This is a genomic window from Ilumatobacter sp. (assembly GCF_049588435.1).
Taxonomy (GTDB): domain Bacteria; phylum Actinomycetota; class Acidimicrobiia; order Acidimicrobiales; family Ilumatobacteraceae; genus Ilumatobacter_A.
Genome location: NZ_JBAVYV010000378.1, coordinates 1 through 21,550, shown reverse-complemented (window position 1 = coordinate 21,550; position 21,550 = coordinate 1). Strand labels below are relative to the sequence as shown.

Genomic DNA, 21,550 nt, shown 5'->3' with positions numbered 1-21,550 from the left:
GAGTCGCGATGCCGCCCTCAGTACGGGCGGCGTCCGATCACTTCACTTCGACGTCAGCGCCGACCTCTTCGAGCTTGGCCTTGGCGGCTTCGGCATCTTCCTTGCTGGCCTTCTCGAGCAGCGGCTTGGGGGCGCCGTCGACGAGGTCCTTGGCGTCCTTGAGACCGACACCGAGCAGGTCCTTGACGACCTTGACGACCTGGATCTTCTGGGCGCCGGCGCCGTTGAGGATCACGTCGAACTCGCTCTGCTCGTCGCCACCGGCGTCGCCGCCGCCGCCAGCTGCCGGAGCAGCTGCCGCCACGGCCATCGGGGCCGCTGCGGTGACGTCGAACTTCTCTTCGAAGGCGTCGAGGAGCTCCTTGAGCTCGATCACGGTCAGGCTGGAAATTGCGTCGAGGATCTCATCCTTGGACATGGTGTTCTCTCTTTCGATTCGTTCGTTCGTTGAAGCTGGCTGATCCAGCTGCATCGTTGATGTGGCATCGAGCCCCGTCGAGCGGGGTCTCGGGGATCAGGCAGCGTTCTCGCGCTCTTCGATGAGGGCGGAGAGGCCGTACGCGAAGTTGCGTGGCAGCGCCTGGAGCAGACCTGCGGTCTTGACCAGGGGTGCTTGGAGTGCTCCGGCGAAATTCGCCAACAGCACGTCGCGGGGCGGCAGATCGGCGAGGACCTTCAGGTCGTCGGCCGACATGACGGTGTCACCCATCATGCCTCCCTTGACGACGAGCGCCGGGGTGGCCTTGGCCTGTTCGGTGAGCGCCTTCGCGGCTGCGGCGACGTCGCCGCTCACGAATGTGAGCGCCGTCGGGCCGGTCAGGTGCTCGATGAGCCCGTCTTTTCCGGCCGCGGTGGCCGCCAGCTTCACGAGGGTGTTCTTGTACACCTTGTGTTCGGCGCCGGATTCCCGCAATGGCTTGCGGAGATCAGCGAGCTGACTCACCGTGAGCCCACGGTATTCCGAGACGAACACTGCCGAAGCCTCGTTGAGCTTGGCGGTGACCTCTTCCACCACTGCGACCTTGTCGGCGCGTGGTTCGTGTGTTTTCTCTGACATGTGCATTACCTCCTCTCGCTGCAACTCGGGGTGCTCGCATCGTGTGCGAACACCGACGAGGAGCGCATCGCCGACCTCACTGCTGAGGGGACGGACGAACTTCGAAGGCATGCACCTCGGTTGGCGACTCCTGGAGTCATTACCCGCCTCGAGGATGAGGCGGACCAACGGTCTTCGGCGAGAACCGTGTATGGATCGACCGACCAGACTACGGGGCGCCGCGCCGTTCCACTACCGCGAGGGCGATCGACCAGGTGACCGGTCGCATCGGTGGACCACGAACACGCACTCGACGCGTCCGGAATCCCGCCCCGCATGTCCGGCAGACAGCGGCCGGCGACTGACGAGTTTCCGACGAGAGGACCGCCGGCCGGTGGTTTCCCGTCGCCTCCACCGAACCGGGCGGTCTCTGTTGGTTTCGGACACCGGACCGGCGTGGATCGCTCCAGCCACCTGATCTGGCGTCTTCGCGTCATTCTGACAGGGTTCCGCACGAAGAACAACCCGGAGTGGTCGTTGACCACGCAGAGGGTTGGGGTCGGGCTGAGCGAACTCGTCGCCCGACTCCGAATGCGATGCGTCGGATCCGTAGGGTCGAGGCGTGCGGTTCACGGTCAATCTGCTCGGCGTCGACGTCGACCCTGCGACATGGGCGCGCGAACGGGAGCAGGAGGGCTGGCATGCGCTCTCGGTGGCCGACCACGTGTTCACCTCGCGCCATGGGTACCCACACGTCTGGGTGAGCGCCACCGCGATGGCGATGGCCACGGCCGACGTCACGATCTCGACGGCCTTCGTCAACAATCTGTTGCGGACTCCCGTCGAGGTCGCCCAGGCGGCGCTCCAACTCCACGCGGTGAGCGGCGGACGGTTCGAACTCGGACTCGGCGCGGGATGGGCCGACGAGGAGATCACCGGTGCGGGTCTGCGTTACCCGCCTCCGGGTGAGCGTGCCGGGATGTTCGCCGAATCCGCGGAGATCATTCGCGCCCTCCTCCACGACGGCCGGTGCGAATTCCACGGCGATCACTACGACATCGACGTCCCGATTCTCGGCCCGCTCGGCGACGAGGCTCCGCTCCTCATCGGGTCCGTCGGTGGACCGCGCACGATCCGCGAGGTCACGCCCCACCTCGACCGGGTCGAGATCAAGGCCCAGAGCGCGGCGACCAAGGGCGGCTCGCTCGATCTCGGCATCATGGCGAACGTCCCTGACGAGCACCTGCTCGAGTTGATCGAACGCGTTCGCGCGGTGCGGCCCGATGTCGAGATCTCGATGTTCACCCTGTTCAGCGTCGGCGACGACCCGGTCACCACCAACGTCGGCGACGCGATGCGAGCCGGAGGCGGGTTGTTCCGCCGCTTCTTCGGTCCCCCCGAACACGTCGCCGAGGGACTCGCGTGGCTCGAGTCGATCGGTATCTCGTCGGCCTCGCTCAGCCCGATGTCACCCCACTCGCTCGCCCGACTCGCACCACACGTGCTCTGACCCACGACCACACCATCAGATCGAGAAACACCGTGCACGACCCTCGAATCGACGTCGCCGAAACCGTGTATCGATTCGCGTACGGAATCGATCAGCGCGACTGGGCCGGCTACCGGTCGATTTTCGTCGAACCTCCGACGACGATCGACTTCGACTACTCGTCGTACCACGGTCGGCCGGCGGCGGCGATGGACGTCGACGCGTGGGTCGGGGCGGTCACGCCGCTGTTCTCCGGTCTCGACGCGACGCAACACACGATGAGCAATCCGGTCGTCGAGATCGACGGGGCCGTGGCCCGCTGCCGGGTGTACATGCAGGCCGCACACTTCCTGTGGGCCGACGACCTCGTCGAGCGGACGGGTGATGCCGTTCCGGAGTTCACGATCGGCGGCTTCTACGACGACCGCCTCGTGCGGTGCGCCGACGACCGATGGCGGATCGACGCGGTGCGCCTCACCGTGTGGTGGCGGCGCGGAAACGAACGGATCATGGAACTCGCCCGAACCCGGGACCGCCCGTGAACGACCACGAGCGGATGGCCCAGCCCGACCACTCCACCGCGCGAGAGCCCGTCCAGTCGACCGACCAGATGAAGGAGCACGACCGATGAAGTTCGGAGCCGTCTACCCCCAGACCGAACTGCGCGGCGATCCCGAGGCGGTCCGCCGGATCGGCCTCGCTGCGGAGTCGCTCGGCTTCGACTACCTCCTCGCGTACGACCACGTGGTCGGCGCGGTGCACGCCGATCGGGAGCCGCGACTGTGGGGTCCGTACACCGAGGACGATCCGTTCCACGACCCGTTCGTGATGTTCGCCTACCTTTCGGCGATCACCGAGCGACTCGAGTTCGCGACCGGTGTCCTGATCCTGCCCCAGCGCCAGACGGTCCTCGTCGCCAAGCAGTGCGCCGACCTCGATCTGTTGTCGGCGGGTCGGCTCCGGCTCGGCGTCGGGGTCGGCTGGAACTACGTCGAGTACGACGCGCTCGGCCAGCCGTTCGGGCAGCGCGGGCGCCGTTTGAACGAACAGATCCCCTTCCTCCGCCAACTGTGGGGCGGGGACGTGTCGTCGTTCGAGGGTGAGTTCGATCAGCTCGACCGGGGCGTGGTGATCCCCGGTCCGTCACGACAGATCCCGATCTGGGTGGGAGGTTTCAGCCCTCCCGCCTTCCACCGTGGCGTCGACCTCGGTGACGGCTTCATGTTTGCCGGCCGCGAATGGGAACACGCGTCCCGTGGCCTCGCCACCCTGCGCGCCGCAGCTGCGGAACGCGGCCGGTCACTCGACGACTTCGGCCTCGAGTATCTCGCACTCGGAGCGTCCGATGCCCAGACCGCCGTCGAGCATGCACAGCGCTGGCGCCAAGCGGGTGGAACACACTTCGGTGCCGTGTCGATGGGTGGCGGGCGCGACTCGATCGATGCGCACCTCGATTTCTTCTCCACCGTCGCGGAACGCCTCGAACTCCCGAGCGCCTGAGCCCGCCGCACGATCTCGTCGACGAAGGCTCCGGGCCCGCCACGTGTGTCAGGTGATGCGGCCGGCCTCGTGGAACTGGCGGGTCGGTCCGGTGTTGAAGCGCTGCGGGGTCATCCCCGCCGTCGTCTGACCGGCGTCCACGACCAGGGTGTGGCCCGACACATAGCGGGACTCATCGCTCGCGAGGTACAGCGCGGCGGCTGCGATGTCGTCGGGGACACCCGCGTAGCCGAGCGGGGACCCCTTCGCGATCTGTGCCGCGGTGGCCTCGGTGTTGTCGGCGTCGCCCGTGGTGACCGCGGCAGTCATCGCCGTGACCGTGTTGCCGGGTGAGATCGCGTTCACACGGATGCCGTCGGGCGCCAACTCGTTCGCGACCGACTTCGTCAGTCCGATCACGCCGTGCTTCGCCGCGGTGTAGACGTGCGGGCCGAGTCCACCGAGGATTCCGGCGGTGCTCGACGTGTTGATGATCACACCCGAACCTTGTGGCTGCATCACCCGGGCCGAGTGCTTGACCCCGAGGAACACGCCGCGGAGGAGGATCGACATCGTGTGGTCCCACGCGTCGGCGGGCATCTCGGAGATCTTGCCCACCGCGCCGACGATGCCGGCGTTGTTGAACATGATGTCGAGCCGTCCGAACTCCGACACGGCAAGATCGACCGCTGCCGCGACATCGGCTTCCTGCGTGACGTCGCAGTGAGCGAATCGCGTTGCGTCCCCGAGTTCGGCCACGAGCGCCTTCCCGGCGCCGTCCTGGAGATCGGCGACGACGACCTTCGCTCCCTCGGCAACGAACATCCGCGCCGTTCCGGCACCGATCCCGCTCGCGGCGCCGGTGATGACGGCGACCTTGCCGTCGAGACGGCCTGTGGATCCTGTGCTCATCCGATGAACTCCTGTGCGTTGTGGTGGAAGATGGCGTCCTGGACGCGTTCGAGCACCGCGGTCCACAGCGCCATCGCCCGTTCACTCGACGTGTCGAGCGACCCGACGGCGAACACCGGGATGACCCAGCCGTAGATGACCCCGACCCGGTAATCCTGGAAGAACTGTTCGAACGCGTACCCGGTCACGCCCTCGCTGATCAGCGTGTCGTGGTAGCGGTGCAGCAGATCGTTCTCGTGCGCGCGGCGGTCGGCGATCGAGAGGTTCTGGCCGAGGAAGTATCCGATGTCGGCCGCCCCGCCACCGATGCTGATCGATTGCCAGTCGATCACGACGACCGACCCATCGGTGTCGAAGAACAGGTTGTCGGCGCGGTAGTCGAAGTGCACGAGCGTGTGCGGCATCGCGGCGAAACGGTCGAGGAACAGCGGATGGTTCCTCCCGTACACCTCCGCGATCGGCACCATGTCGGGCATCAGCGCCGAAGAGAACACCTCCTTGAAGCCGGGGAGCGACGCGTTGTAGATCGATTCGCCCGCCTTGTTCAACGGACCGTTGATCGTCGGAATGTAGGAGGCGTCCTCGAGACCGGCTCGATCCCAGAAGCGTGCGTGATGGCGAGCGGCGCCGACCATCGCCGACTCGGCCTGCTCGGGTGTCACCCCCGCGAGCTGATCGCCGAGCTCGAGGCCGCTGAGGTCCTCGAGCAGCATCATGTACCGCTCCGCATCGGGTTCATCCGAGACCTCACAGGTCACGTGGTACACGTCGGGTGTACGCACCGGAGTCGAACTGGCGAGGTTCTCGTAGAAGCGGTGCTCGCGCTCGTACACCCGTGTCGGATGCATCATCGCGCGGACCTCGGGAGACTGCGTGGGGAACTTCGCGACGACCCGGTCGGGGGCGCCGTCCGCGTCGCCGGAGTACTGCACGTCGACGATCGCCACCTCGCCCATGAATCCGACCCCAGCCGCGCCGGCGTCGGCATGCACCCCCTCCACCGTCACGTCGTCGCCGATCGTGCCGGACCCGCGCAGGGCCTCGGTCATCCAGTCCGCGGTGATCTCACTCGTTGTCGTTGGGAGCGTGGTCATGCGGCGAAACTAGTGAGACGCGCGCGCTCGGTCGGGTGTCGGAGTGATCGCAGCGCGCAAATCAGCCGCGTTTTTCGAGCGCCTCGCCGGAGTGCCGCGATCGGAACGCCCGAATCTCAACGCGTCTGCATCCGGCTGCCGTCGGCCACCGGACCGTCGTCTCGTCCCGTCGAACCGGCGAGCACCACGACGGCGACACCGTCGGACTCGGTCACCGTGTGGCATCCGACGCCTTCCCATGCCGGCGGCCCCGAGTGCGAGCCGTCGCGGACGTCGAACGACGCACCGTGCAGCGGACACGTGAGGCCGAAGCCGCGGAGCCGCCCCTCGCTCAGCGGAGTGTCCGCATGGGAACAGTTGTCGGTGAGCGCGTACAGGTCTCCTCCGGCACGGCAGACGACGATGCCGTCGGGTCCGATGTCCTCGAAGCAGCGAATCTGTCCATCGGCGAGATCGCTCAGGTCGCCCAGTTCGATCGGGGCGTCGCCCGGACCGTCGTCGGTGTCGTCAGCCACCGAGCGGCCCCTTCGCGAGCAGACGGTCGATGTTGTCGTGGAAGTAGCGGATCCGTCGTTCCTGCCACGGCATGTACTCGCCGCGGAAACCCCGTGACCGCAGGCCCTGCTGCTGGGTGTTCCAGATCGCGACGTCCTGGTCGATGCCCGGACCGCACGACACCTCGCCGGCGATCCCGGTCTGGTGCTCGGCCTGGTGATCGACCGACACCCAGTCGCGCATCGAGTTCGAGAAGTACTCGCTCGATCCTTCCGGGAACAGCGTCAGGTACCACATGTCGAACATGCACTTCTGCGGGTCGGTGGGGTGCGGTGTCGCGCGCAGCCAGATACAGCCGTCGGGCTTCATGCTGAACGAGATGTTCGGGAACACCGTGTAGTGGTAGTTGTCGGTCAACTGCTCGTCGGAGTACATCGAGAAGTCGTAGCCCTTCGAGGCACCGAGACGCCGCTTGGCCTCCTGCAGCGCGGTGCGCAGCCCCGGCAGGTTGTCGCGGTGCGGCTCGGGGTCGACATCCCAGAACTCCAGGTCCGCGGACAGGCTCTGGATCGTGCGTTCGGGCTTGCCGCTGTACTGCGGGCCCGGGCCACCACCCGGCATCAGCATGCGCGCGTGACCGGACTCGTACAGGTCGAACTGGCATCCGCTGTGGTGCTCGTTCATCGATGCCAGCGTCTGGGGATGGACGTACGGGAGGTGGTAGCTCTCGCTGAAGTTGTCCTGCACGCACTTCCAGTTGAACTCGCCCTCGACGGTGACCCAGTGGGTGCGCTTCATCTCCTCCATGCGGTACCCGTCGAGGTGCTCGGCGACCGGGTCGAGCCAGTCGCGGAGCGGGAGGCACTCCTGGTCCATGTTGAACCAGATGAATCCCGCCCACGTGTCCGACGGCATCTCGACGAGGTTGCGGACCCCGCACGGGCTGCCCTGCGGGAAGTCGTCTTCGTCGGGAACCCAGTTGAGGTTTCCGTCGGACCCGAAGCGCCAGCCGTGGTAGGCGCACTGGAACTCTCCGGCGACGAGCGATCCGACCTCGGCGGTGACCAGTCGGTTCCCACGGTGCTGGCACACGTTGAAGAACACCCGGACCTGGTGATCCTCACCGCGCACGGCGATCACCGAGTCACGTCCGATCTCGTACGTGACGTAATCACCCGGGTCGGGGATCTGGTCGACGCGGCCCGCGACCTGCCAGACGCGAGGCCAGAGCGCGTCGGCCTCCAGGCGGGCGAACTCCGGCGTCCAGTAGCGATCGCCGAGGATCGGCTCGCTGCCGAGTTCGGGCTCGGCGGCCTTGGCGCGGGTGATCCCGCGCACTTCGACCGGTTGTTCGACGGTGTCGGTCATCTGGATCGGGTCCCTTCGAGGTGGAGTGGTGTGGTGACTGGCGGTGCGATCTGCAGTGGCTGGAGCGCCCGTCCAGCGGCGCTCCGCTGCGGCCGCGCCGCTCGGTCACAACTAACCTAATGATTGTTCAGCAAGTGTGTCGGGTCCGGGAAACAGCCGATCGATCGACCACATCCGAGTCACGTCAGCAGGGGGCAGCAATGATCAGGGGCATCCACCACGTCGCGATCTGCACGCCCGACCTCGATCGGCTCACCGCGTTCTACACCGACGTGATGGGGTTCGAGCAGGTGATGGCGACGTCGTGGCGCGACCGTCCGCTCGTCGACCGGATGATCGGACTCACCGACTCCGCCGCACGTCAGGTGATGCTGCGCGCTGGCAACGCCCACCTCGAGCTGTTCCAATACGAATCGCCCGTCGGCTCCGTTGCCGATCCGGACCGCAACCCGGCGAGCCAGGGGTACACCCACTTCTGCATCGACGTGGTCGACATCGACGCCGAGTACGCGCGCCTGTCGGTCAACGGGATGAGTTTCCACAGTCCCCCGCCGACGCGCGAGGAGATGAGCGGAGGACCGATCCGTGCGATCTACGCCCGTGACCCCGACGGGAACATCGTCGAACTCCAGGAGATCCTCGACCCCGCCGTTCCGTTCGCCCTCGAGAACGCACCGATGATCGCAACACCCGACCAATGACAATGCGCGGCGGTGCCAGGCACCAACGCGCATTTTTGGGCGATGACCGTTCCACCACACCATCAGCACACAGGAGACCAACGAATGAGCCGAGTGGCCATCAATGACCTCACCCACCGCTATGCCGACGCCGTCGTGCACCGCGACGCCGAGCAGTGGGCGTCCACGTGGGCTCCCGACGCCGTGTGGGAACTCGGCAAGGGTCGACGCGTCGAGGGGCGCGACGCGATCCTCGAGCTCTGGAACTCCGCGATGGACGGCTTCAAGGCCGTCGTCCAGAACGTCGTCAACTCGACGGCCACCCTCGACGAGGAAGCGGGCACCGGATCCGGACGCAGCTACATCATGGAGAACTGGACCCGCACCGACGACTCGCGGGGCATCCTGCTCGCCTACTACGACGACCTCTACACGCGCGTCGACGAGCAGTGGCTGTTCGCCAGCCGAGAGCTCGTGATCCAGTACGGCGGCCCACCGGACCTGTCCGCCCCGTTCCAGAATGCGTGGGCCTGACCGTCGATGTCTGCACTCACATCCGGGTTCGCTTCCGAGAAGGGCGACCAACTCGCCCTCGCCGATGACAACGGCACTCTCACCTGGTCCGAGTTCGACGAGCGCGTCAACCGGCTGATCCACAGTTTCCGAGCGGCCGAGATCGGCTCCGGCGACACCATCGCCGTCGTCAGCGGCAACTGCAACGAGTGGTTCGAAGTCGCGTTCGCATGTGCGTGCGCCGGAATCGTCTACGTCCCGGTCAACTGGCACCTCGTGGCAGCGGAGATCGCATACGTCCTCGGTGACTCGGGATCGAAGGCGGTCGTCGTCGGTGAACAGTTCAGCGACGAAGTGGCCAAGGCACTCGACGACGAACGCTCGGCCGACGTCGAGTTCGCGATCGTGATCGGTGCTCCGACGAACGATCGCTTCCGCAGCTACGAGGACTTCGTCGCGGCCGGTTCCCCGGACGAGCCCGAGAACCAGAGCTTCGGTGGGCCGATGTTCTACACGAGCGGGACGACCGGGAATCCGAAGGGGGTTCGCGGGACGCTGACCAACATGCCCGATGGAGCCGATCCGTCGATCTGGCTGTTGATCGGCGCGGGATTCGCCGAGCAGATCGGCGGTCCGGGATGCACCGTGCTGTGTGGGCCGTTCTACCACTCCGCGCAGTGGGCATATTCGTTCCTGCCGATGCTCGGCGGGTCGTCCACCGTGATGCAACACAAGTACGACAGCGCCGGAGTGCTCGACCTCGTCGACCGGTACGAGGCGACGAACATCCACCTCGTCCCGACACAGATGAAGCGGATGGTCGACCTCCCCGACGACGTCCGGGCGGGCTTCGACGGGTCGTCGCTGCGCCTCGTCCTGCACGGTGCCGCCCCGTGCCCGCCCGCCGTGAAGCGGGCGATGATCGACTGGTGGGGCCCGGTCATCACCGAGTACTACGGATCGACCGAGGGGTCGGTGATCACGATGATCGACTCCGAGAACTGGATGAAGAAGGGTGGCAGCGTCGGCCAGCCACTCGACAACATGGAGATCCTCGTCGTCGGCGAGGATGGATCCCATCTCGGGCCCAACGAGACGGGCACGCTCTATTTCCGCAACGCGTCGGGCACGGACTTCGAGTACCACAACGCTCCCGAGAAGACCGCCGACAGCCATCTCGAACCGGGCGTGTTCACGACCGGCGACGTCGGCTACCTCGACGACGAGGGGTACCTGTGGTTGAGCGACCGCAAGATCGACATGATCATCTCGGGTGGGGTGAACATCTACCCCGCGGAGATCGAGAACGCGCTGGGCGGACATCCGCTGGTCGGTGACGTCGCGGTGATCGGTGTCCCCAACGAGGAGTTCGGCGAGGAGGTCAAGGCGATCGTGGTTCCCAACGACGGCATCTCGGCCGACGACGAACTGGCTGCGACACTCACCGCGTTCTGTCGCGAGAACCTCGCCGGATACAAGCGCCCGCGCTCGTACGACTTCGTCGATGCCCTTCCGCGCACCGGCACCGGCAAGGTCCAGAAGGCCAAGCTCCGCTCTCCGTTCTGGGACGACCGCGACACCGGAATCCTCTGACGTCCGCAAGCGCGGGTGAGGCCATCGGGTGTGGTTCGCTCGACACCGGATGCGCGGTGGTGTCGTCGCTAGTGTCACCGACGTCACATTTCGGCGAGAGGAAACACAACGATGAGCGACCAGCAGGACAACGGATGGATCGGCGACTCCGATCTGGGTGAGCGGTTCCCGGCATGGACCCGAGGAAACGCAGCGGACGTCTTTCCCGACCCGTTCAGCCCGCTCGCCAAGAGCCTCGTTCTGCTGAAGGGGATGTCGCCGGCGCTGCGCGACGCGTACATCGACCTCGGAGCCCTCGACTACGACGAGTACGAGAACCCCGATGCTCCCGACCTGTTCAAGATGTTCGGTGGGTACGTCTACAACCCGTTGACGCTGACCCGCATCCTCGGTGCCCGCATGCCCGGTGCTTCCCCCGAGATGATCGACCAGGCATTCTTCGACGAGCGTGACGAGGTTCCTCCGTACGAGGAGCAGCCGTGGCACGTCTCGCCGTCGAACGAGGCCAAGCTCGGCGAATCGATGGCGTGGGCGATGTCGGCGACCACCTCCCCCGAGCTCGATGCCGACCGGGACATGGCGCGACTCCAGCGAGCTCAGCGACCGGACCTCGCGTCGATGACCGATGCCGCCCTGCTCGCTCGGGCGCGGTCGATGGTTCCGTTGCTGTCGCAGAGCTTCGAGAACGCGATGCGCTACTCCTCGATGTCGGGCCTCGGCCCCGGCGCGCTCGGTGCTGTCTGTGAGGGCCTCGGCGACCCGACCCTCGCCATCCGACTGCTCGCGGGCATCGAGGTCGACTCCGCCGCTCCGTCGCACGCGATGTGGGAACTCGGCCGGGTGGCCGCCGCGTCCGAGGTGGTCAGCGCCGCGTTCGCGGCCGGCCCGGATGCGGTGCTCGACGAACTCCGCGCGTCCGACTCCCCGGACGCCGCCGACTTCCTCGAGCGCTTCGACACGTTCCTCTTCGAGCACGGCTCACGCGCCCAGAACGAGTACGACCTGTTCGCGACCTCATGGGAGGTGAAGCCACGGATCGCACTCGCTGCGATCGACCTGATGCGGCGCTCCGACGAGAGCCAGGCACCGTCCAACCGCCACGACGCCTCGGTGGTCGAACGCGATCGCATCGTGGCCGACATCCGCGAGAAGGTGGCAGGCGATCCCGAGACCGCTGGCACCTTCGAGGCCGCACTCGGCTCGGCTCAGCTGTTCCTCGCCGGGCGTGAGCGGGCGAAGACCACGCTCGTGACGATCATCAACGAGATGCGCGTCGCGCTGCGTGAGTACGCGCGCCGCCTCGTCGAACGAGGTGTGATCGACCGGATCGAGAAGATCTTCATGGCCGACGACAACGAGCTCGATCGGCTGCGCCACGCTCCCGAGACGATCGTTCCGACCCTCGACGCCCGCTACGAACAGTTCTTGACGCTGTTCGAACGCAAGCCGGTCTTCGTGGTCAACGGCCGCGTCCCCGACCTGTCGGAGATGACCCCGCGTGACCACACCTCGGAGGCAGGCGTCGTCGGAACCGTGCTGACCGGTTCGGCCGGATCGAGCGGATCGGCGACCGGGCGAGCCCGCGTGATCCTCGATGCGGCCGATCCCGAGGGTCTGGAGCCCGGCGACATCCTCGTCGCACCCCAGACCGATCCGTCGTGGGTCCCGCTGTTCGTGCCCGCGGCCGGCGTGGTCGTCAACGTCGGTGCGATGGGCAGCCACGCGATGATCGTGTCGCGCGAACTGGGCGTGCCGTGCGTGGTCTCGGTCGCCGATGCAACCGACATCATCCCCGACGGAGCGATGATCACCATCGACGCCGACGCCGGCACCGTCACCATCGACGAACTCCCCTGACCGTTACGGAACGGGTCTGACCCGTTACGTAACGCTCAGGCCGGCGGGAGGCGTCCGCGGAGAGGATCGGTGTGGCCGTCCCATTCCCGGTGCGCGGCCTTCCAACGGTCGAACGTGTCCATGATCCGTTTCGGCGTGTCGTGGACCTCGGTGTACGCCCCGATCGCCTCGCGGGTGTCGAAGTAGACGGCGTGCGCACCGTCGGCTCGAAGCTCGGTTGCGATCTCGAAGCCCTGGTCGAGCAGTCGCTGCCGTTCGCTGTCCCAGTCGTCGGCGAGGATGCCGACGTGGTGGAACCCGCCCTCACCGTCGGCGTACATCTCGCGGTAGAGCGACGGCGTGTCATCGTGCTGCTCGATGAACTGGATCTGGATGTCACCGGCGTATCCGAACGCGTAGGACACGTCGGCCTCGACATCCTCGCCCCGGTAGCGGAACCAGTCGGTCTTGTGGTGCGGAGCGAGGAAGAACGGACCGGCCCCGGTGGTCGCGACCCACTGGTCGACCGCCACGGCGATGTCGGGCACGAAGAACGCCTGCTGGAACGGAACTCGGACGAATGTTCTGGCCATGAACCGACCGTACGCAATCCGCCTGCCCGACCGACGACCGGACGGACCGACAATCGACTGCCGTTCGGCCCGCCGAGTTCGCGAGAATGGTCGCCATGGCTTCCACCGCTGCCGTCCAGCATCTCGATCGCGCGCAACTCGAAGCGACCCTCGACCACGTCAGGGCGTCTCCGGCGGAGGGAACCCTCGCGCTGATCGTCCAGCGTCCCGCCGTCGAAGAACGGGTGGTGCTGACCGAGGCCCGCCTCGACGTCGCCGAAGGTCTGGAGGGCGACACGTGGAACCAACGATTTTCGAAGCGCACCGAGGACGGCAGCCCGCATCCGGACATGCAGCTCAACATCATGAATGCACGGATTCTGGCCGCGGTCGCAGGTTCGCCCGAGCGGATGCCGCTCGCGGGCGATCAATTGATCGTCGACATGGATCTGTCCGACGCCAACGTGCCGGCATGGACGAAACTCGGCATCGGTGACGCCGTCATCGAGATCACCGATCAGCCCCACACCGGGTGCGCCAAGTTCAGCCGACGCTTCGGGGTGGAAGCGCACCGGTTCGTGAACAGCGAGGTGGGCAAGGAACTCCACCTGCGCGGCATCAACGCCCGCGTGATCACCCCGGGGACCATCCGCCAGGGCGACGCGATCCGCAAGCTCTGACCACCCGCTCCGACAACTGGTGCCTGGCACCAGTTGTCGGATCTATTCGTTGCGACGGTGGTAGGCGGCCGGCGATCGGCCGTGTTCGTCGACCAGACCGAATTCGGCACCGAGGTCCTCGACCCACTGGATCGATCCGGAGCGCTCCATGAGATCGGATGCGCTCGCCAACGCGGCGACCGATCGTCCCACGACCAGCGGCGTCTGAGCACCCTCCATGTCGATGTCACGGACACCTGACGACTCGACGATGAACTCGGTCGAGACCGTTCCCGGGTACAACGTCACGCACGCCACGCCCTTCGGTTCCAGCTCGATCGCCATGTCGGCACCGAGCCGATCGAGTCCGGCCTTGCCCGCTCCATACGACGAGCTGAAGTGATAGCTCTGCCCACCGGGCGACGACACGTTGCAGATCATTCCACCCGGTCCCGCGGCGAACAACAGTGGCGCGGCGTGCCACGACGCGACGTAGTGGGAACGCAGCCCGATGCCGACCTGATCGTCCCAGATCGACACGGGATGGTCCCAGAAGCCACCGCCCCACGCGGGCGGGCTCGGGATCTTGTAGACGTTGTTGACGAGGATGTCGAGCTTGGCCTGATCGGTCCCGATCCGCTGGAACAGCGCGGCGATCTCGTCGTCGTTGCCGTGGTCGGTCCGCACCGGGATCCCGGTTCCGCCCGCCTCGTCGACGAGTTCCGCGGTGCGGTCGATGGTCAGCTCACCGTCGCCGATGCTGCGTCCGGTGATGTACACCGTCGCTCCCTGTTCACCGAGTGCGATCGCTGTGCCGCGACCGATCCCGCGGCTCGATCCCGTGACGACGGCGATCTTTCCGTCCAGTGCGCCGCTCATCGCTCTGCCACCTTCGGGGTCACCTCGACGTCGAGCCGTTTGAGCCCACGGAGCATGAAGCTCGGGAAGTAGTCGAACTCGTTGGAGTCAGCCAGCTCGAAGCGTTCGACACGCCGGGTGAACTCCTCGAGGGCGACCTTTCCTTCCAGCCGCGACAGAGCGGCACCGAGGCAGAAATGGATCCCCTTGCCGAAGGCGAGGTGATCGCGGAGGTTGTCACGATCGGGGTCGAACGCGTCCGGTTCACCGAACAGCTCGGGGTCGCGGTTGGCCGACGCGAAGAGGATCAACATCTGCGCGCCCTTCGGGATGCGCACCCCCTCCAGTTCGTGATCCCTCGTCGAGATGCGGAACATCCCCTGTGTCGGTGTCGACAATCGCAGCGCCTCTTCCACCACCGCCGGAGCGCGGCCAGGGTCGTCCTGGAGCGCCTGCCACTGGTCCGGGTTCTCGGCAAGCAACCGCACCGTCTCGGTGAGGAGCTTGGTGGTCGTTTCATTTCCTGCGACGAGCAACTGCTGGACGATGCTGAGCATCTCGGGCATGTCGAGCGGGCGCTTGTCGGTGATGTCCGGATCATCGTCGTCGACACGTGCGTTGAGCAGGTTCGTCAGCAGATCGTCCTGGGGAGCGAGCTTGCGCTGCTCGAGTTGATCGGCGAAGTAGTGCTGGAACTCGTTGACCCCACGCTCAGCTTCGATCCGTTGGTCGAGCGTGATGTTGGTCCCGATGCCCGCGATCGAATCGTCGGACCACCGCTTGAAGTCGACGAGCCGTTCGTCGGGAACGTTGAGGGCGTGTGCGATCACCTCGACGGGAAGCGGCACACCGAACCGCTCGACGAACTCGAGCTCGATCGGCGCGTCATCGGATCGGCCGTCGAACCAGGCGTCGAGCAGCCGCGTGGTGATCGACCGGATGACCGGTTCGAGTTCGGCGATCACCTTCGGCGTGAACGCCTTGGACACCAACCGCCGGTAGCGGGTGTGGTCGGGCATGTCGGCGGTGAGCATCGTGGACACGCGCGGGTATCCGTCCGCCACCACCTCGGCCATCCGGTCGCGCGCCTCGCCCGAGAACCCTCCGCTCGACACGCCGAACTCCGACGAGTAGGTCTCGACGTCGCGGATCACCTTCAGCACGAGATCGTGGCGCGTCACGAGGTACATCCCCATCGACTCGAGGAGCAGCACAGGTTGTTCCTCGCGCATCTGTGCGTAGTGCGGGAACGGGCACTGCAGTGCTTCGGGATCGAATGGGTTGAACGTCTTGAGGTCGGTCATCGGTGTCTCCTCACGAAGAGATCGGTCGGTTACGGGCAGTCGTCAGGTCGTCAGGTGGGTCGTGGTCGGTCGTCGTGCCGTCAGAGCTCGGAGAGCACGCCCTTCAGCATCGGCAGCTCCATTCCCCGCGCCATGATCTCGTCCATCCCACCGACGACGCCGGTGATGTTGGCGAGCACGATGTGTTCCAGGCCGTTCTTGGCGTAGCCCTCGAACTGCGCGGCGAGCTCTTCCTTGTTGCCGATGAACAGCACCTCTTTCACCATGTCGAAGGGGATCGTGTCGGCGAGATCGCGCAGGTCGTCGGCGTGGAGGTCGTGGATGATCACGTCGACGAAACCCTTCGAGTCGTTGCCGAGCGGATGCTGCAGGCCGTGCGATTCCCAGATGTGACCCATCGCGAACAGCCCGAACAGCTTGCCGAGCGGCTCACGTTCGAACATCTCGGCGGCCTTGTCCTGGCTCTCGGCGAACAGCACGAACGGGAGCAACGCGTTCTCGGGCGCAGGCCGCCCGGCGGCGGCCGCGTGCTCGGCCACGACCTGGCGCTTCTCGCCGTATTCCTCGGGCTTCATCCACCACGCGGGGATCCACCCGTCGCCGTACTGACCGGTGAGGCGCAGCATTCGCGGCCCATGTCCAGCGACCCACACCGGCGGGCTGCCTCGGCCTTCGGCCTGGAGCGGGAGCCCCATCCGGCCGACGCCGCCGTCGGCCATCTTGCCGGTGTCGAGCAGCGAACGCAGGTCACGCAGCACGTCCTCGAGTACACCGACCGGCTTGTCGAACGGGTACCCGAACGGGAGCAGACTCTCGGCCTCACCGGAGCCGATGCCGAGGATGAACCCACCGGGATTGAGGTCGTTGAGCGTGAGCGCGGTGCGCGCCAGGTCGGCGGCGCCGCGACGGGTGGCGTCGGTGACCGAGATCCCGAACGGCCGATCGGTCATCGTGCCGACGACGGCGCCGTAACAGAACGGGTCGTAGAACGCATCGGGGTCGGCGGCCAGCGCGGACAGTGGGGTCTCGCTCCACAGGTCCGGGTGGAACACGCCCAGGAAGTGGTCAGGGGACCAGTACGAGTCGAATCCGACCTGCTCGTACACCTCCAACATCTGTGCGGTGCTGTCCCACGGGAACTGGGACGGAAGGGCGATGCCGACTTTCATGAACTCTCTCGATCTGGGTGGTGCTGTGCGGTTGTTGCAGGTGGATTCGGATGAATGGACGGGGCGGGAACGGCCGCGACGCGGTACCGGCTCAGGTCCCGGCGAGACGTTCGACGATCGGTGCGGTCGCCTCGGCGTTCGACGCTCCGAAGGTGACGTACGAGATGCCGTACGTCTCGCGCCGTTCGACGATCTGATCGCAGATCGAATCGACCGACCCGATCAGCGCGTGCGGGTGCTCGGCGAGCTGCTCGGGCTCGAGCGCGAACATCGGAGCCATCTGGCCGAGCGTCGCGTCGCGCTGGTCGGTGACGACGGTGAAGTAGGCGCCGATCTCGATCTCGATGTCGTCGAACCCACGTCCATCGGTGCGCTCCTCGGCTCCGGCGCGGATCCAGTCGATCTTCTGCGCCGTGAGTTCGGCGGTACTGCTGCCGACGCCGGCGGGGCCGATCTTGCCCGAGCTGTTGTTGAAGTTCAGGCTCACGATGTCGGCCTCGCGTCCGGCGATCCCCAGGACCCGCTTCGCGCCGCCCCCGATCATGATCGGCGGCATCCCCTTCGCAGGTTTCGGCAGCCCCTCGAATCCGGATGCCGTGACATGTTCGCCGCTGATGTCGACCAGCCCGTCGCCGAAGTGCTGGCGGATCACGTCGATCGTCTCCTCGAAACGGTCGAGGCGGATGCCGGGGCGGTCCCACTGCAGACCCATCGCCTCGTACTCACCCTGCAACCATCCACAGCCGAGCCCGAGCTCGAGGCGCCCGTCGGAGAAGAAGTCGAGCGTGGCGAGTTCCTTGGCGAACATCACCGGCTGGCGGTAGTCGGTGCAGAACACCCGGGCGCCGACATTGATCGTCTCGGTCGCCTCGATCGCGACCGCCATCGCGGGGATCGCGGCGACGTTCTGGACCGGATGATTGGTCGCAGCGAGCGCCGGGCCGGGCCCGATCACGTGGTCGGCGACGCTGAACGTCGAGAACCCGAGCGCCTCGGCACGCGCGGCCTGGTCACGCCAATCCTGTGCGCTTTCCGCGGCATAGCTCTGGACTCCGAACCGGAACGGACGACTCATCGAGTTGCTCCCGAACGCTGCATGACCTGCATGTGTGACCCCTTGTCGTGACGTGCGCGGACCGCTCCCGGTCCGCTGCGTGGCGAACATAGCCCACGAGATACTTTATGGACGTACGGAAAGTCACCGGACGTTCGAGGGAGCCGAAGATGGAAACCGACACTCCGACTGGAGTCGAGACCAAGCACACGTTCTGCCGCGTCTGCCACGCCGCATGTCCGATGGAGGTCGACATCGAGGACAACCGGGTCCGCGCAGTGCGCGGCGTGATGGACGACCCGTTGTTCGAGGGGTACACGTGCATCAAGGGACGCCAGATCCCGGACCAGATGGCCGACCCCAAACGGATCAAGATGTCGCTGCGCCGTCGCCCCGACGGGACCTTCGAGGAAGCGTCCAGCACCGAGGCGATGGACGAGATCGCGACGAAGTTGCGCGAGATCATCGACACCCACGGCCCGCGTGCGGTCGCCTCGTACACCGGGACCGGCGGCTATCAGAACTCGGTGGCGGTCGGAGCCGCCCGCGCGTTCCATCAGGGACTCGACTCGGTGTCGTTCTACACCTCGGTCACGATCGACCAACCGGCCAAGGGCCTCGCGATGCTCCGTCTCGGCGGCTGGGAGGCGGGCTACCACTCCTTCACCGACTCCGACGTCCACATGGCCATCGGATACAACTCGATGGTGTCGTCCTACGCCCCGATCGGTGGGCTGCAGGGCACCAACCCGTTCACGGTCATGCGCCGCCGCAAGGCCGAGGGCATGAAGTTGATCGTGATCGATCCACGCCGGACCGAACTCGCGAGCTTCGCCGACATCCATCTCCAGGTCCGTCCCGGCCAGGACACCACGCTGCTCGCCGGCATGATCCGCATCGTGCTCGAGGAGGGCCTGCAGGATCACGAGTTCTGCGAGCGCTGGATCGACCAGATGGGCGAGCTCGAAGCCGCCGTGTCCGGCTTCACCCTCGACGTGGTGGCCGAACGGACCCAACTCGATCCCGACGACATCGTCGCAGCCACTCGGATGTTCGCGGCCGGACCGCGTGGCACCGCGGGCACCGGCACCGGGCCGAACATGGCCGCACACTCCAGCCTCACCGAGCACATGACGGTCGTGCTGAACACGATCCTGGGTCGCGTGAACCGCGAGGGCGACCTGTTGGAGAATGGTCTGCTGCTGTACCCGGAGATGCCTCACCGCGCCCAGGCGACGGCGCCGCGCAACCCGGCCAACGGCCCCGAGGCGCGGATCCGCAACCTGCGCGGCTACCGCGGGGAGATGCCGGCGGCGACGCTCGCCGAGGAGATCCTCACCCCCGGTGACGGCCAGATCCGGGCGCTGATCGTGAGCGGTGGCAACCCGGTCGTCGCGTTCCCCGACCACGAGTTGACGATGAAGGCAATGGAGGCACTCGACCTCCTGGTCGTCATCGATTATCGGATGACGCCGACGGCCGAACTCGCCGACTACGTGGTCGCACCGACGCTCCCGCTCGAACGCGCCGACGTCCCGCACCTGATGGACCGATGGTTTCGGGCGCCATACACGAACTACACCGAGGCGGTCGTCGAACGCGACGGCGATGTCCTCAACGAGTGGGAGGTGTTCTGGGAGCTCGCCTCACGGCTCGGGAGCACGCTGCCCCTCCCGGGCGGCACACCCGACATGACCGTGCGACCGAGCACCGACGAGATGATCGACCGCACGTACCACGGCTCGCGGATGCCGCTCGACGAGGTCCGATCCAACCTCCGCACCGTGCACCTCGACAAGAAGCTCGTCGTCGATGCCGCCGAGGACGGTGCGTCCGCCCGGTTCACCCCCGCCCCCGACGATCTGATGGCCGAGCTTGCCGAGGTGCTCGCCGAGACCGGCGACACGTTCGCCGGCACCGACGTCTCGGGCTACCCGTTCCGCCTGGTCAGTCGGCGACTCAAGCACGTCCTCAACTCGACTGGAACCGAACTGCCGGGACTGGCCCGCAAGGGCACCACCAACCCCGCCTACATGAACCCAGCCGACGTCGCCGAGCTCGGTCTGGAATCCGGCGACGTGATCGAGATCAGCTCACCGAGCGCCGCACTGCTCGGTGTCGTCGAGCCGGCCGACGACGTGAAACGCGGTGTGATCTCCATGGCCCACTCGTGGGGCGGACGCTCGCTCACCGACGAGAAGGTGCGCGAGATCGGCTCACCGACGAGCCGTCTCGTGTCCGTCGACGTCGGCCATGATCCGGTGACCGGGATGGTCGTGTCGAGCGCGATTCCCGTCGCCGTGGCGAAGGCGACCGAGGCCGTCGCATGACCGAACGACCCCGCGAATCCCCGAGCCGGCCCCACGCGATGACACAGCGCGACCACAAGGAGTCCTGATGGCGAAGATCAACATCCCCGAGGGCGAGGGCATGGAGGCCAAGCGCATCTGGCAGCTCGCACCCCATCTCGGCGCGGCGATGGGCGCGATGGGCGAAGCGGTGTACGCGCAGACGAGCCTGTCGGTCCGCGAACGTGAGGTCGCGCGGATGCGCGTCGCCCAACTCAACGAGTGTCATGTTTGACTGAACACACGCGCGGCATCGGCGATGCAGCAAGGACTGAGTGACGAGCTCTACGCGGCGGTCGAGGACTTCCGCAACCATGACGAGTTCACCGAACGCGAGAAGGTGGCAGCGGCGTTCGCGGAACAATTCGCGATCGACCACACGGCGATCGGCGACGCGATGTGGGAGAAGCTGCACGCCGTGTTCTCCGACGTCGAGATCCTCGACCTGACGACCCTCGTCGGATTCTGTGTCGGCATGGGACGGGCGTTCCAGGTGCTCGACATCGCACGCGATTTCGACGTCCTGTGGAGCCGCGAACCCCCGACCGGCTGACGGACAACTGGTGTCGGGCACCAGTTGTCCGGTCATCGTGTGCCTGACACCGGATGACCGTCAGCGTTGGGCGAGCCACCATTCGGCGACGTCGGCGGCGAAGCGATCGGTGTAGGTCACGACCAGTTCGTTCGCGCCGTCGGGTGCCGGCTGCATGTCGGTGGCCGTCAGCGGACTCGCGTCCGCGATGGGGTCGACCCATTCGAGACGAAGGCTCTCGACCGATGCGCCGATCGCCGGAGATGCGGTCTCGTGGTGATCGCTGGTCTGGTGCTCGATGAACGCGTGGTGGTCGTCGAACGACAGCAGCGTGTAGTACGTCCGCGGATCGGAGCCGCGCCAGTACTCGTACCGGCGCACCTCGGGTTCGTCGGCGTGGGTCCGCTCGTACAGCGTCCGTGCGATCTCCTCGAACGCATCCTCGGATCCCGGTTTCACGGTGATGTGTGCCAGCAGCGTTGCCATCACCCGATGGTAAAGGAGCCCCATCGTCGCCGACGAGGTCGAGCACAACCGCCGATCTCGTGAACTCTTCCCG

23 protein-coding genes are annotated in these 21,550 nt (G+C 66.5%); 11 read left to right on the top strand and 12 right to left on the bottom strand.

Annotated features, from left to right (window positions below):
- Positions 1-37: 37 nt before the first annotated feature.
- Together rplL and rplJ are read right to left on the bottom strand one after the other, a co-directional pair.
- Positions 38-418 (bottom strand): 50S ribosomal protein L7/L12, encoded by a 381-nt coding sequence (gene rplL, locus WBV89_RS14695; RefSeq protein ID WP_423982103.1) that lies wholly within the window; start codon positions 416-418, stop codon positions 38-40.
- Positions 419-514: 96 nt separating this feature from the next.
- Complete coding sequence (gene rplJ / locus WBV89_RS14690; RefSeq protein ID WP_423982102.1) at positions 515-1,057, bottom strand: 50S ribosomal protein L10; 543 nt, start codon at positions 1,055-1,057, stop codon at positions 515-517.
- A 601-nt stretch (positions 1,058-1,658) separates the two neighbouring features.
- Between rplJ and WBV89_RS14685 the strand changes: the two genes are divergently transcribed.
- The 3 genes from WBV89_RS14685 to WBV89_RS14675 all read left to right on the top strand — a co-directional run bounded on the left by WBV89_RS14685 (position 1,659) and on the right by WBV89_RS14675 (position 4,025).
- Positions 1,659-2,546 (top strand): LLM class flavin-dependent oxidoreductase, encoded by an 888-nt coding sequence (locus WBV89_RS14685; RefSeq protein WP_423982101.1) that lies wholly within the window; start codon positions 1,659-1,661, stop codon positions 2,544-2,546.
- A 32-nt stretch (positions 2,547-2,578) separates the two neighbouring features.
- Positions 2,579-3,067, top strand: a complete 489-nt coding sequence (locus WBV89_RS14680) for a nuclear transport factor 2 family protein (protein ID WP_423982100.1) — start codon at positions 2,579-2,581, stop codon at positions 3,065-3,067.
- A gap of 85 nt (positions 3,068-3,152) precedes the next feature.
- Positions 3,153-4,025 (top strand): LLM class F420-dependent oxidoreductase, encoded by an 873-nt coding sequence (locus WBV89_RS14675; protein ID WP_423982099.1) that lies wholly within the window; start codon positions 3,153-3,155, stop codon positions 4,023-4,025.
- A gap of 48 nt (positions 4,026-4,073) precedes the next feature.
- On the opposite strand, the gene WBV89_RS14670 is transcribed toward WBV89_RS14675, so the two are convergent.
- From WBV89_RS14670 to WBV89_RS14655, 4 genes are all read right to left on the bottom strand, one after another.
- Entirely contained in the window at positions 4,074-4,916 is an 843-nt protein-coding gene (locus WBV89_RS14670) for a glucose 1-dehydrogenase (protein WP_423982098.1), read from the bottom strand.
- Complete coding sequence (locus WBV89_RS14665) at positions 4,913-6,010, bottom strand: phosphotransferase family protein (RefSeq protein ID WP_423982097.1); 1,098 nt, start codon at positions 6,008-6,010, stop codon at positions 4,913-4,915. Before WBV89_RS14665 ends, WBV89_RS14670 begins: the two co-directional genes overlap by 4 nt.
- A gap of 116 nt (positions 6,011-6,126) precedes the next feature.
- On the bottom strand, positions 6,127-6,525 hold the full coding sequence (locus WBV89_RS14660) for a Rieske (2Fe-2S) protein (protein ID WP_423982096.1): 399 nt from the start codon (positions 6,523-6,525) through the stop codon (positions 6,127-6,129).
- Positions 6,518-7,873 (bottom strand): aromatic ring-hydroxylating oxygenase subunit alpha, encoded by a 1,356-nt coding sequence (locus WBV89_RS14655; RefSeq protein WP_423982095.1) that lies wholly within the window; start codon positions 7,871-7,873, stop codon positions 6,518-6,520. Before WBV89_RS14655 ends, WBV89_RS14660 begins: the two co-directional genes overlap by 8 nt.
- Positions 7,874-8,073: 200 nt before the next feature.
- Between WBV89_RS14655 and WBV89_RS14650 the strand changes: the two genes are divergently transcribed.
- The 4 genes from WBV89_RS14650 to WBV89_RS14635 all read left to right on the top strand — a co-directional run bounded on the left by WBV89_RS14650 (position 8,074) and on the right by WBV89_RS14635 (position 12,516).
- A complete protein-coding gene (locus WBV89_RS14650; protein WP_423982094.1) occupies positions 8,074-8,574 on the top strand; it encodes a VOC family protein in 501 nt (166 codons plus the stop codon).
- Between the two features lie 93 nt (positions 8,575-8,667).
- A complete protein-coding gene (locus tag WBV89_RS14645) occupies positions 8,668-9,087 on the top strand; it encodes a nuclear transport factor 2 family protein (RefSeq protein WP_423982093.1) in 420 nt (139 codons plus the stop codon).
- Between the two features lie 6 nt (positions 9,088-9,093).
- The gene (locus WBV89_RS14640; RefSeq protein WP_423982092.1) at positions 9,094-10,659 is read left to right on the top strand and encodes an AMP-binding protein; all 1,566 of its coding nucleotides are present in this window, start codon (positions 9,094-9,096) and stop codon (positions 10,657-10,659) included.
- Positions 10,660-10,770: 111 nt separating this feature from the next.
- On the top strand, positions 10,771-12,516 hold the full coding sequence (locus tag WBV89_RS14635) for a PEP-utilizing enzyme (protein WP_423982091.1): 1,746 nt from the start codon (positions 10,771-10,773) through the stop codon (positions 12,514-12,516).
- 35 nt (positions 12,517-12,551) lie between these two features.
- Here the strand turns inward: WBV89_RS14635 and WBV89_RS14630 are convergent, their stop codons facing one another.
- Positions 12,552-13,088 carry a VOC family protein gene (locus WBV89_RS14630; protein WP_423982090.1) on the bottom strand — a complete coding sequence of 179 codons (537 nt, stop codon included), beginning with the start codon at positions 13,086-13,088 and terminating at the stop codon, positions 12,552-12,554.
- Between the two features lie 95 nt (positions 13,089-13,183).
- Here WBV89_RS14630 and WBV89_RS14625 point away from each other — a divergent pair, with 95 nt between their 5' ends.
- Entirely contained in the window at positions 13,184-13,747 is a 564-nt protein-coding gene (locus tag WBV89_RS14625) for an MOSC domain-containing protein (protein ID WP_423982089.1), read from the top strand.
- A 42-nt stretch (positions 13,748-13,789) separates the two neighbouring features.
- Here the strand turns inward: WBV89_RS14625 and WBV89_RS14620 are convergent, their stop codons facing one another.
- The 4 genes from WBV89_RS14620 to WBV89_RS14605 all read right to left on the bottom strand — a co-directional run bounded on the left by WBV89_RS14620 (position 13,790) and on the right by WBV89_RS14605 (position 18,132).
- Positions 13,790-14,605 carry an SDR family NAD(P)-dependent oxidoreductase gene (locus WBV89_RS14620; protein ID WP_423982088.1) on the bottom strand — a complete coding sequence of 272 codons (816 nt, stop codon included), beginning with the start codon at positions 14,603-14,605 and terminating at the stop codon, positions 13,790-13,792.
- Positions 14,602-15,888 (bottom strand): cytochrome P450, encoded by a 1,287-nt coding sequence (locus WBV89_RS14615; protein WP_423982087.1) that lies wholly within the window; start codon positions 15,886-15,888, stop codon positions 14,602-14,604. Before WBV89_RS14615 ends, WBV89_RS14620 begins: the two co-directional genes overlap by 4 nt.
- A gap of 80 nt (positions 15,889-15,968) precedes the next feature.
- Positions 15,969-17,057 (bottom strand): LLM class flavin-dependent oxidoreductase, encoded by a 1,089-nt coding sequence (locus tag WBV89_RS14610; protein WP_423982086.1) that lies wholly within the window; start codon positions 17,055-17,057, stop codon positions 15,969-15,971.
- Positions 17,058-17,148: 91 nt separating this feature from the next.
- The gene (locus WBV89_RS14605) at positions 17,149-18,132 is read right to left on the bottom strand and encodes a TIGR03621 family F420-dependent LLM class oxidoreductase (RefSeq protein ID WP_423982085.1); all 984 of its coding nucleotides are present in this window, start codon (positions 18,130-18,132) and stop codon (positions 17,149-17,151) included.
- 149 nt (positions 18,133-18,281) lie between these two features.
- Between WBV89_RS14605 and WBV89_RS14600 the strand changes: the two genes are divergently transcribed.
- The 3 genes from WBV89_RS14600 to WBV89_RS14590 all read left to right on the top strand — a co-directional run bounded on the left by WBV89_RS14600 (position 18,282) and on the right by WBV89_RS14590 (position 21,012).
- Positions 18,282-20,441: a molybdopterin-containing oxidoreductase family protein gene (locus WBV89_RS14600; RefSeq protein ID WP_423982084.1), complete on the top strand. Its 2,160-nt coding sequence runs from the start codon at positions 18,282-18,284 to the stop codon at positions 20,439-20,441.
- A gap of 67 nt (positions 20,442-20,508) precedes the next feature.
- The gene (locus WBV89_RS14595) at positions 20,509-20,694 is read left to right on the top strand and encodes a carboxymuconolactone decarboxylase family protein (protein WP_423982083.1); all 186 of its coding nucleotides are present in this window, start codon (positions 20,509-20,511) and stop codon (positions 20,692-20,694) included.
- 24 nt (positions 20,695-20,718) lie between these two features.
- Positions 20,719-21,012 carry a carboxymuconolactone decarboxylase family protein gene (locus WBV89_RS14590; protein WP_423982082.1) on the top strand — a complete coding sequence of 98 codons (294 nt, stop codon included), beginning with the start codon at positions 20,719-20,721 and terminating at the stop codon, positions 21,010-21,012.
- A gap of 60 nt (positions 21,013-21,072) precedes the next feature.
- Here the strand turns inward: WBV89_RS14590 and WBV89_RS14585 are convergent, their stop codons facing one another.
- The gene (locus WBV89_RS14585; RefSeq protein WP_423982081.1) at positions 21,073-21,477 is read right to left on the bottom strand and encodes a putative quinol monooxygenase; all 405 of its coding nucleotides are present in this window, start codon (positions 21,475-21,477) and stop codon (positions 21,073-21,075) included.
- Between the last annotated feature and the right edge of the window lie 73 nt (positions 21,478-21,550).

Coding starts and splice junctions, on each gene's coding strand:
- WBV89_RS14670 (WP_423982098.1), bottom strand. CDS start 4,916: ATGAGCACAGGATCCACAGGCCGTCTCGACGGCAAGGTCGCCGTCATC.
- WBV89_RS14665 (WP_423982097.1), bottom strand. CDS start 6,010: ATGACCACGCTCCCAACGACAACGAGTGAGATCACCGCGGACTGGATG.
- WBV89_RS14600 (WP_423982084.1), top strand. CDS start 18,282: ATGGAAACCGACACTCCGACTGGAGTCGAGACCAAGCACACGTTCTGC.
- WBV89_RS14590 (WP_423982082.1), top strand. CDS start 20,719: ATGCAGCAAGGACTGAGTGACGAGCTCTACGCGGCGGTCGAGGACTTC.
- WBV89_RS14655 (WP_423982095.1), bottom strand. CDS start 7,873: ATGACCGACACCGTCGAACAACCGGTCGAAGTGCGCGGGATCACCCGC.
- WBV89_RS14615 (WP_423982087.1), bottom strand. CDS start 15,888: ATGACCGACCTCAAGACGTTCAACCCATTCGATCCCGAAGCACTGCAG.
- WBV89_RS14595 (WP_423982083.1), top strand. CDS start 20,509: ATGGCGAAGATCAACATCCCCGAGGGCGAGGGCATGGAGGCCAAGCGC.
- WBV89_RS14625 (WP_423982089.1), top strand. CDS start 13,184: ATGGCTTCCACCGCTGCCGTCCAGCATCTCGATCGCGCGCAACTCGAA.
- rplL (WP_423982103.1), bottom strand. CDS start 418: ATGTCCAAGGATGAGATCCTCGACGCAATTTCCAGCCTGACCGTGATC.
- WBV89_RS14635 (WP_423982091.1), top strand. CDS start 10,771: ATGAGCGACCAGCAGGACAACGGATGGATCGGCGACTCCGATCTGGGT.
- WBV89_RS14610 (WP_423982086.1), bottom strand. CDS start 17,057: ATGAAAGTCGGCATCGCCCTTCCGTCCCAGTTCCCGTGGGACAGCACC.
- WBV89_RS14605 (WP_423982085.1), bottom strand. CDS start 18,132: ATGAGTCGTCCGTTCCGGTTCGGAGTCCAGAGCTATGCCGCGGAAAGC.
- WBV89_RS14675 (WP_423982099.1), top strand. CDS start 3,153: ATGAAGTTCGGAGCCGTCTACCCCCAGACCGAACTGCGCGGCGATCCC.
- rplJ (WP_423982102.1), bottom strand. CDS start 1,057: ATGTCAGAGAAAACACACGAACCACGCGCCGACAAGGTCGCAGTGGTG.
- WBV89_RS14650 (WP_423982094.1), top strand. CDS start 8,074: ATGATCAGGGGCATCCACCACGTCGCGATCTGCACGCCCGACCTCGAT.
- WBV89_RS14620 (WP_423982088.1), bottom strand. CDS start 14,605: ATGAGCGGCGCACTGGACGGAAAGATCGCCGTCGTCACGGGATCGAGC.
- WBV89_RS14585 (WP_423982081.1), bottom strand. CDS start 21,477: ATGGCAACGCTGCTGGCACACATCACCGTGAAACCGGGATCCGAGGAT.
- WBV89_RS14640 (WP_423982092.1), top strand. CDS start 9,094: ATGTCTGCACTCACATCCGGGTTCGCTTCCGAGAAGGGCGACCAACTC.
- WBV89_RS14630 (WP_423982090.1), bottom strand. CDS start 13,088: ATGGCCAGAACATTCGTCCGAGTTCCGTTCCAGCAGGCGTTCTTCGTG.